The organism is Paracoccus haeundaensis (genome assembly GCF_006239215.1).
Classification (GTDB): domain Bacteria; phylum Pseudomonadota; class Alphaproteobacteria; order Rhodobacterales; family Rhodobacteraceae; genus Paracoccus; species Paracoccus marcusii.
The window spans coordinates 25,530-31,746 of sequence record NZ_VDDC01000043.1 but is presented as its reverse complement, the minus strand read 5'-3'; the positions used below and the strand labels follow the sequence as shown (position 1 = coordinate 31,746).

Below are 6,217 nucleotides of genomic sequence, written 5' to 3'. Positions count from 1 at the left end.
CGTCGGGGGCAGGCGGGGTCAGCGCGTCGGCGGGTGCCGTCGCGGGTGCCTCTGCCGGGGTCTGGGCCGCGGGGGCCGGGATCACGGCCGCGTCTGTCGCCGGGGCGTCCGTCGCGGGGGCCTGGGTCGCCGGGGCGTCGGTCGCCGCATCGGGGCTGGGCGGGGTCAGCGGGTTGCCCGCGGTCGAGGGCGGCGGGGTATAGGCCGGCAGACCCGGCAGTCCGGTCGCCGGTGCCTCGGTCGGGGCCTGGCCGCCGAACTGGTCCATGATCGAGCTGTTGTTGGCCTGGCGCGCCGCCAGGATCGTCAGCGCGATCGAGGTCGCGAAGATCGCCACGCCCAGGATCCACGTCACCCGGGTCAGCACGTTGGCCGCCTGCCGGCCCGACATGACGCCGCCGCCGGCACCGCCACCGCCGCCCATGCCCAGCCCGCCCCCTTCGGAACGCTGCAGCAGGACGACCCCGGCCAGCATCACTGCCAGGATCAGATGGACGGTCAGGATGACGTTTTCCACGGCTTTCGGCCTTTCATTTGCGGACGCGCCTATCTAGTCACCTGTCAGGGTGATGGCAAGCAAGAGTGTCCGATGGTTGCGGTGATGATCCAGGGCACCGGCTCGAATGTCGGCAAGTCGATGCTGGTGGCGGGCCTGTGCCGCGCCGCGACCCGCCGCGGCCTGTCCGTGGCGCCCTTCAAGCCGCAGAACATGTCCAACAATGCCGCCGTCACCGCCGACGGCGGAGAGATCGGCCGCGCCCAGGCCCTGCAGGCCCGCGCCTGCCGGCTGGAGCCGCATACCGACATGAACCCGGTCCTGCTGAAGCCCGAGACCGACCGCGGCGCGCAGGTGATCCTGCAGGGCCGCGCCATCGGCCGTGCCGAGGCGCGCGATTACCACGGGCTGAAGCCCCGCCTGCTAGGCGGGGTTCTGGACAGCTTTGCCCGCCTGTCGGCCGCCCATGACCTGGTGATCGTCGAGGGCGCGGGCAGCCCCGCCGAGGTCAACCTGCGCCCCCGCGACATCGCCAACATGGGCTTTGCCCGCGCGGCGGGGGTGCCCGTCGTGCTGGCGGGCGACATCGACCGGGGCGGGGTCATCGCCCAGATCGTCGGCACCCAGGCCGTGATCGACGCTGGCGACGCCGCGATGATCCGGGGCTTCCTGGTCAACAAGTTCCGCGGCGATCCGCGCCTGTTCGACGACGGTTACCGGATGATCGAGGCGCGCACCGGCTGGCGCGGCTTCGGCGTCGTGCCGTGGTTCGCGGACGCGCACCGCCTGCCGGCGGAGGATGCGGTCGATCTGCGCGCCAGCCGCGGGGCGGGACTGCATGTCGTCTGCCTGACCCTGTCGCGCATCGCCAATTTCGACGACCTGGACCCGCTGGCGGCGGAACCCGGCCTGCGCCTGACCATGCTGGCGCCGGGACAGGCGATCCCCGGCGACGCCGGTCTGGTGATCGTGCCAGGCACGAAATCGACGCTGGGCGATCTGGCCTTCCTGCGGGCGCAGGGCTGGGACATCGACCTGGCCGCGCATCACCGGCGCGGCGGGCATGTGCTGGGCATCTGCGGTGGCTATCAGATGCTCGGCCGGATGATCGACGATCCGTCGGGCGCGGACGGGGTGGCAGGGCAGGTGGCGGGGCTGGGCCTTTTGGACGTGACCACCGTCATGGCCCCCGATAAGCGGCTGACCCGCGTGACCGGCACCGCCCTGGGCCAGCCCGTGTCGGGATACGAGATCCACATGGGCCGCACCGACGGCCCGGACTGCGCGCGCCCCTTTGCCCATGTCCCCGACCCCGACGGGGCCATCAGCGCGGATGGCCGCGTGACGGGCAGCTATCTGCACGGGCTGTTTTCCGACGACGCGTTCCGCGCGGCCTTCCTGGCCCGGCTTGGTGCCGCCTCGCGGCCGGGGTTCGAGGCCGGGGTGGATGCCGCGCTGGACGATCTGGCGGATCACCTGGAGGCGCATCTGGACGTGGGGGCCCTGCTGGCCGTCGCGCGCTGATCCCCGATGCGGGCGCCTCCGCCATGCGCGCAGGGTGCAGCAGATGTGACCGCGTGGCGCTGGACGAAACCGGGTCGGCACGCTACCTGAGGGGTATGGAACAGATCAAAGCCCCCCTGACCCTGTATCTGGCCGCCCCGCGCGGCTTCTGCGCAGGCGTCGACCGCGCCATCAAGATCGTGGAACTCGCGTTGGAAAAATGGGGCGCCCCCGTCTTTGTCCGCCACGAGATCGTGCACAATAAGTATGTCGTCGACACGCTGCGCGACAAGGGCGCGGTCTTCGTCGAGGAACTGGACGAATGCCCGGCCGACCGGCCCGTGATCTTTTCCGCCCATGGCGTCCCCAAGGCCGTCCCGGCCGAGGCGCAGCGCCGCGAGATGGTCTATGTCGACGCAACCTGCCCGCTGGTGAGCAAGGTCCATATCGAGGCCGAGCGGCACCACGCCGCGGGCCTGCAGATGATCATGATCGGGCACAGGGGTCACCCCGAGGTCCTTGGCACCATGGGCCAGCTGCCCGAGGGCGAGGTGATCCTGGTCGAGGACGTGGCCGACGTGGCCCGCGTCCAGGTCCGCGACCCTGCGCGCCTGGCCTTCATCACCCAGACCACCCTGTCCGTCGACGATACCGCCGCCGTGGTCGCGGCCCTGCAGGCGCGGTTCCCTGCGATCATCGGGCCCGCCAAGGAAGACATCTGCTATGCCACCACCAACCGCCAGGCGGCGGTCAAGGCGGTGGCGCCGCATGTCGATGCGCTGCTGGTGATCGGGGCCGAGAATTCCAGCAACTCCAAGCGCCTGGTCGAGGTCGGGCGTGCCGCGGGCTGCGGCTATGCCCAGCTGGTGATGCGCGCGGCCGAGATCGACTGGCGGGCGCTGGACGGTATCCGCAGCATCGGCGTGACCGCCGGCGCCAGCGCCCCCGAGGTGCTGATCAACGAGGTCATCGACGCCTTCCACGCCCGCTATGACGTGACCGTCGAGGTGGTCGAGACCGCCGTGGAACGGGTCGAGTTCAAGGTCCCCCGCGTCCTGCGCGAGACGGCCTGACCGAACCGGCCCCTTGCCGGATCGCCCGCCCCGGTCCTATCCTCCGGCCACAGGTTGGAGGACCCCACATGACCGTCTATCTGATTGCCGAAGTCACCGTCACCGACGACGCCTGGATCGCCCCCTATGCGGCGGCGGTCCATGACATCGCCGCCCGCCACAACGGCCGCTACCTGTCCCGGTCCGGCCATATCGAGACGCTGGAGGGCGAGGCCCGCGACGTCACCCTGATCGCGCTGATCGAGTTCCCGACCCGCGAGGATGCGATGGGCTTCGTCAACGATCCCGACTATGCGCCCCATGCCAATGCCCGCAAGGGCGGGTCCGTCAGCCATTTCCGGCTGATCGACGACAGCGACGCGGCCGGCAGCATCCCCTATCTTCCCGCGCCCGCCTGAGGCCCGCTGGCCTGCCGCGCCGATCGCGGCTATAGCGGCGCGGACATGGCGGAAAGGGACAGCATGCGGCTCTATTCGATGCCCTCATCGGGCAACAGCTACAAGGTCAGGCTGCTGGCGGCGCTGACCGGCCAGTCGCTGGACCGGGTCGATTGCGAATACGGATCGGCCGCCCTGCAGCAGGCCAAGGACCAGGGCGCGCTGCCCTTCGGCAAGCTGCCGGCGCTGCGTCTGGACGACGGGACCACGCTGGCGGAATCGAACGCCATCCTGTGCTATCTGGGCGAGGGCACGGCCTATTGGCCCCCCAGCCGGACCCTGCGGGCGCAGATGCTGGGATGGATGTTCTGGGAACAGTACAACCACGAACCGGTCATCGCGGTGCGCCAGGCGCTGGTCAGCTATCCCCATCGCGCGGCGGATGCCACGCCCGACCGGCTGGCCGACCTGCTGGATCGCGGCCACGCGCTGCTGTCCGTGATGGAGGATCACCTGGCGACCCAAGACTGGCTGGTGGGCGACGCGGCCAGCTTGGCCGACATCTGCCTCTATGCCTATACGCACAGCGCGGGTGCGCGCGGCGGGTTCGACATGAACCGCTTTCCGGCCGTGCGCGGCTGGCTGGCGCGGGTGGCGGCCCTTCCGGGGCACGTGACCATCGATGGCTGAACTGTTCGCCTGGACCGACGGCGCCTGCAGCGGCAATCCCGGCCCCGGCGGCTGGGGCGTGCTGATGCGCGCCCTGGACGGCGCGAACGTGGTCAAGCAGCGCGAGCTGCAGGGCGGCGAGGCCGCCACCACCAATAACCGGATGGAGCTGATGGCCGCCATCAGCGCGCTGGAGGCGCTGACCCGCCCCAGCACCATCGTGATCGTGACCGACAGCAATTACGTCAAGAACGGCGTGACTCAGTGGATCCACGGCTGGAAGCGCAACGGCTGGAAGACGGCCGACAAGAAGCCCGTCAAGAACGTCGAATTGTGGCAGCGGCTTGATGCGGCGCAGGCCACCCACAGCGTCGAATGGCGCTGGATCAAGGGCCATGCCGGCCATGCCGAGAACGAACGTGCGGACGAACTGGCCCGCGCGGGCATGGCGCCGTTCAAGCCGTGACGGGACAGGTGATCGCGGGGCTGCCCACGCTGGTTTGGGTGCTGGACTATGCCTCGGTGCTGGTCTTTGCGTTGACCGGGGCGCTGGTGGCCAGCCGCGCGCAGCTGGACCCGGTGGGCTTTGTCTTCATGGCCGCGATGACGGCGGTGGGCGGCGGGACGCTGCGCGATCTGATCCTGGGCCGCGACATGGTGTTCTGGGTCGCCCGGCCGTCACTGGTCGTGGTGGCCGCGGTGGCGGCGATGGTCGTGTTCTGGACCGCGCACCGGTTCGAAAGCCGTTATCGCCTGCTGCTGTGGCTGGACGCCTTTGCCCTGTCCGTGGCGGTGCCCGCGGGCGTCGCCGTGGCCCTGGCGGGCGGGTTCAGTCCGGTCATCGTGGTCATCATGGGCGTCGTCACCGGCACCTTCGGCGGGCTGATGCGCGACGTGGTCGGCAACGAGGTGCCGCTGGTCCTCAAGCAGGGCGAGCTGTACCTGACGGCGGCCTTTGGCGGGGCGCTGGCGGCGGTGCTGTTGGTCTGGATGGGCCTGGGCCGGGTCGAGGCCCTGGCCGCCTGCGGCGTGGTCACCTTCGTGCTGCGTGCGGGCAGCATGGTGCGGGGCTGGAAGCTGCCGGTCTATCGGCCCCGCCCGCCGCGCACCCGCGGCTAGCGCAGGGCGCGCGGCTAGCGCAGGACGGGCGGCCCCGCGCGGCCCGCGTCGATGTTCTGCACCCCGGCGCGCAGCCCCTGGCCGATGCGATGCGCCATCTGCGACCAGGCGCGGGCCGACCAGGGTGGCAGGGTGCGGCGCAGCGCCTCGTCGAACAGCGCCAGCCAGATCTCGAAATGCTCGGGGCGGACGTTGCCCGCGGACAGGTGCGCGCGCATCGGGCTGCCGTTGTAGCCGGCCTTGTGCAGGATCGCGCCCTTCCAGAAGGCGGTGATGCGATCCTCATGCGCGGCCCAGTCGCCGACATGTTCGGCAAAGATCGGGGCCAGCACCTCGTGCCGCCGCACGGCGCCGTAGAAGACGGCGACGGTGCGGGCGATCTCTGCCTCGGTGATGTCGAAACGCGGGTCCATGCGCCGCATCTGGGGCAGGGGCGGCGCGGTTGCAAGGGGCCGCGTGCCGCCGTAAGGGGGGCCACCCGGTCGCAGCCCACCCGGACAAAACAGGAGCGAGACATGAGCCACTATACCGACGCGCTGACCCAGCTGGGCAGCGACACCCCCCTGCCGCAGCACCCCGACCAGGCCGTGCTGGAACGTGTGCCCAACCCCCAGCCCGGCCAGACCTATGCCGTGCGCTTCACCCAGCCCGAATTCACCAGCCTGTGCCCGCTGACCGGCCAGCCCGATTTCGCGCATCTGGTGATCGACTATGTCCCCGGCGACTGGCTGGTCGAATCGAAATCGCTGAAGCTGTTCCTGGGCAGCTTCCGCAACCACGGCGCCTTCCACGAGGATTGCACCGTGGGCATCGGCCGCCGCATCGCCGAGCTGCTGCAGCCCGCTTGGCTGCGCATCGGCGGATACTGGTACCCGCGCGGCGGCATGCCGATCGACGTGTTCTGGCAGACGGGCGCGGCGCCTGCGGGCCTGTGGCTGCCCGATCAGGGCGTGCCGACCTATCGCGGGCGCGGCTAGGCG

General features: G+C 70.6%; 9 protein-coding genes. 7 read left to right on the top strand and 2 right to left on the bottom strand.

Annotation, left to right across the window (positions count from 1 at the left end):
- On the bottom strand, positions 1-517 hold a 517-nt coding region (secG, locus tag FHD67_RS17705; RefSeq protein WP_139599514.1), incomplete at its 3' end, for a preprotein translocase subunit SecG.
- Between the two features lie 72 nt (positions 518-589).
- Here secG and FHD67_RS17700 point away from each other — a divergent pair.
- From FHD67_RS17700 to FHD67_RS17675, 6 genes are all read left to right on the top strand, one after another.
- Complete coding sequence (locus FHD67_RS17700; protein ID WP_139599513.1) at positions 590-2,020, top strand: cobyric acid synthase; 1,431 nt, start codon at positions 590-592, stop codon at positions 2,018-2,020.
- Positions 2,021-2,115: 95 nt separating this feature from the next.
- Complete coding sequence (gene ispH, locus FHD67_RS17695; protein WP_139599512.1) at positions 2,116-3,072, top strand: 4-hydroxy-3-methylbut-2-enyl diphosphate reductase; 957 nt, start codon at positions 2,116-2,118, stop codon at positions 3,070-3,072.
- A 68-nt stretch (positions 3,073-3,140) separates the two neighbouring features.
- Entirely contained in the window at positions 3,141-3,470 is a 330-nt protein-coding gene (locus FHD67_RS17690; protein ID WP_045981390.1) for a DUF1330 domain-containing protein, read from the top strand.
- 63 nt (positions 3,471-3,533) lie between these two features.
- Positions 3,534-4,139 carry a glutathione S-transferase family protein gene (locus tag FHD67_RS17685; RefSeq protein ID WP_139599511.1) on the top strand — a complete coding sequence of 202 codons (606 nt, stop codon included), beginning with the start codon at positions 3,534-3,536 and terminating at the stop codon, positions 4,137-4,139.
- Positions 4,132-4,584, top strand: a complete 453-nt coding sequence (rnhA, locus tag FHD67_RS17680) for a ribonuclease HI (protein ID WP_139599510.1) — start codon at positions 4,132-4,134, stop codon at positions 4,582-4,584. Before FHD67_RS17685 ends, rnhA begins: the two co-directional genes overlap by 8 nt.
- Positions 4,581-5,237 carry a trimeric intracellular cation channel family protein gene (locus FHD67_RS17675; protein WP_239441277.1) on the top strand — a complete coding sequence of 219 codons (657 nt, stop codon included), beginning with the start codon at positions 4,581-4,583 and terminating at the stop codon, positions 5,235-5,237. Before rnhA ends, FHD67_RS17675 begins: the two co-directional genes overlap by 4 nt.
- 14 nt (positions 5,238-5,251) lie before the next feature.
- Here FHD67_RS17675 and FHD67_RS17670 read toward each other — a convergent pair whose 3' ends face one another.
- The gene (locus FHD67_RS17670; RefSeq protein WP_139599508.1) at positions 5,252-5,650 is read right to left on the bottom strand and encodes a group III truncated hemoglobin; all 399 of its coding nucleotides are present in this window, start codon (positions 5,648-5,650) and stop codon (positions 5,252-5,254) included.
- A 102-nt stretch (positions 5,651-5,752) separates the two neighbouring features.
- Here FHD67_RS17670 and queF point away from each other — a divergent pair, with 102 nt between their 5' ends.
- Positions 5,753-6,214 (top strand): preQ(1) synthase, encoded by a 462-nt coding sequence (gene queF / locus FHD67_RS17665; protein WP_139599507.1) that lies wholly within the window; start codon positions 5,753-5,755, stop codon positions 6,212-6,214.
- Positions 6,215-6,217: the final 3 nt, after the last annotated feature.

Coding starts and splice junctions, on each gene's coding strand:
- FHD67_RS17700 (WP_139599513.1), top strand. CDS start 590: ATGGTTGCGGTGATGATCCAGGGCACCGGCTCGAATGTCGGCAAGTCG.
- ispH (WP_139599512.1), top strand. CDS start 2,116: ATGGAACAGATCAAAGCCCCCCTGACCCTGTATCTGGCCGCCCCGCGC.
- FHD67_RS17690 (WP_045981390.1), top strand. CDS start 3,141: ATGACCGTCTATCTGATTGCCGAAGTCACCGTCACCGACGACGCCTGG.
- FHD67_RS17685 (WP_139599511.1), top strand. CDS start 3,534: ATGCGGCTCTATTCGATGCCCTCATCGGGCAACAGCTACAAGGTCAGG.
- rnhA (WP_139599510.1), top strand. CDS start 4,132: ATGGCTGAACTGTTCGCCTGGACCGACGGCGCCTGCAGCGGCAATCCC.
- FHD67_RS17670 (WP_139599508.1), bottom strand. CDS start 5,650: ATGGACCCGCGTTTCGACATCACCGAGGCAGAGATCGCCCGCACCGTC.
- queF (WP_139599507.1), top strand. CDS start 5,753: ATGAGCCACTATACCGACGCGCTGACCCAGCTGGGCAGCGACACCCCC.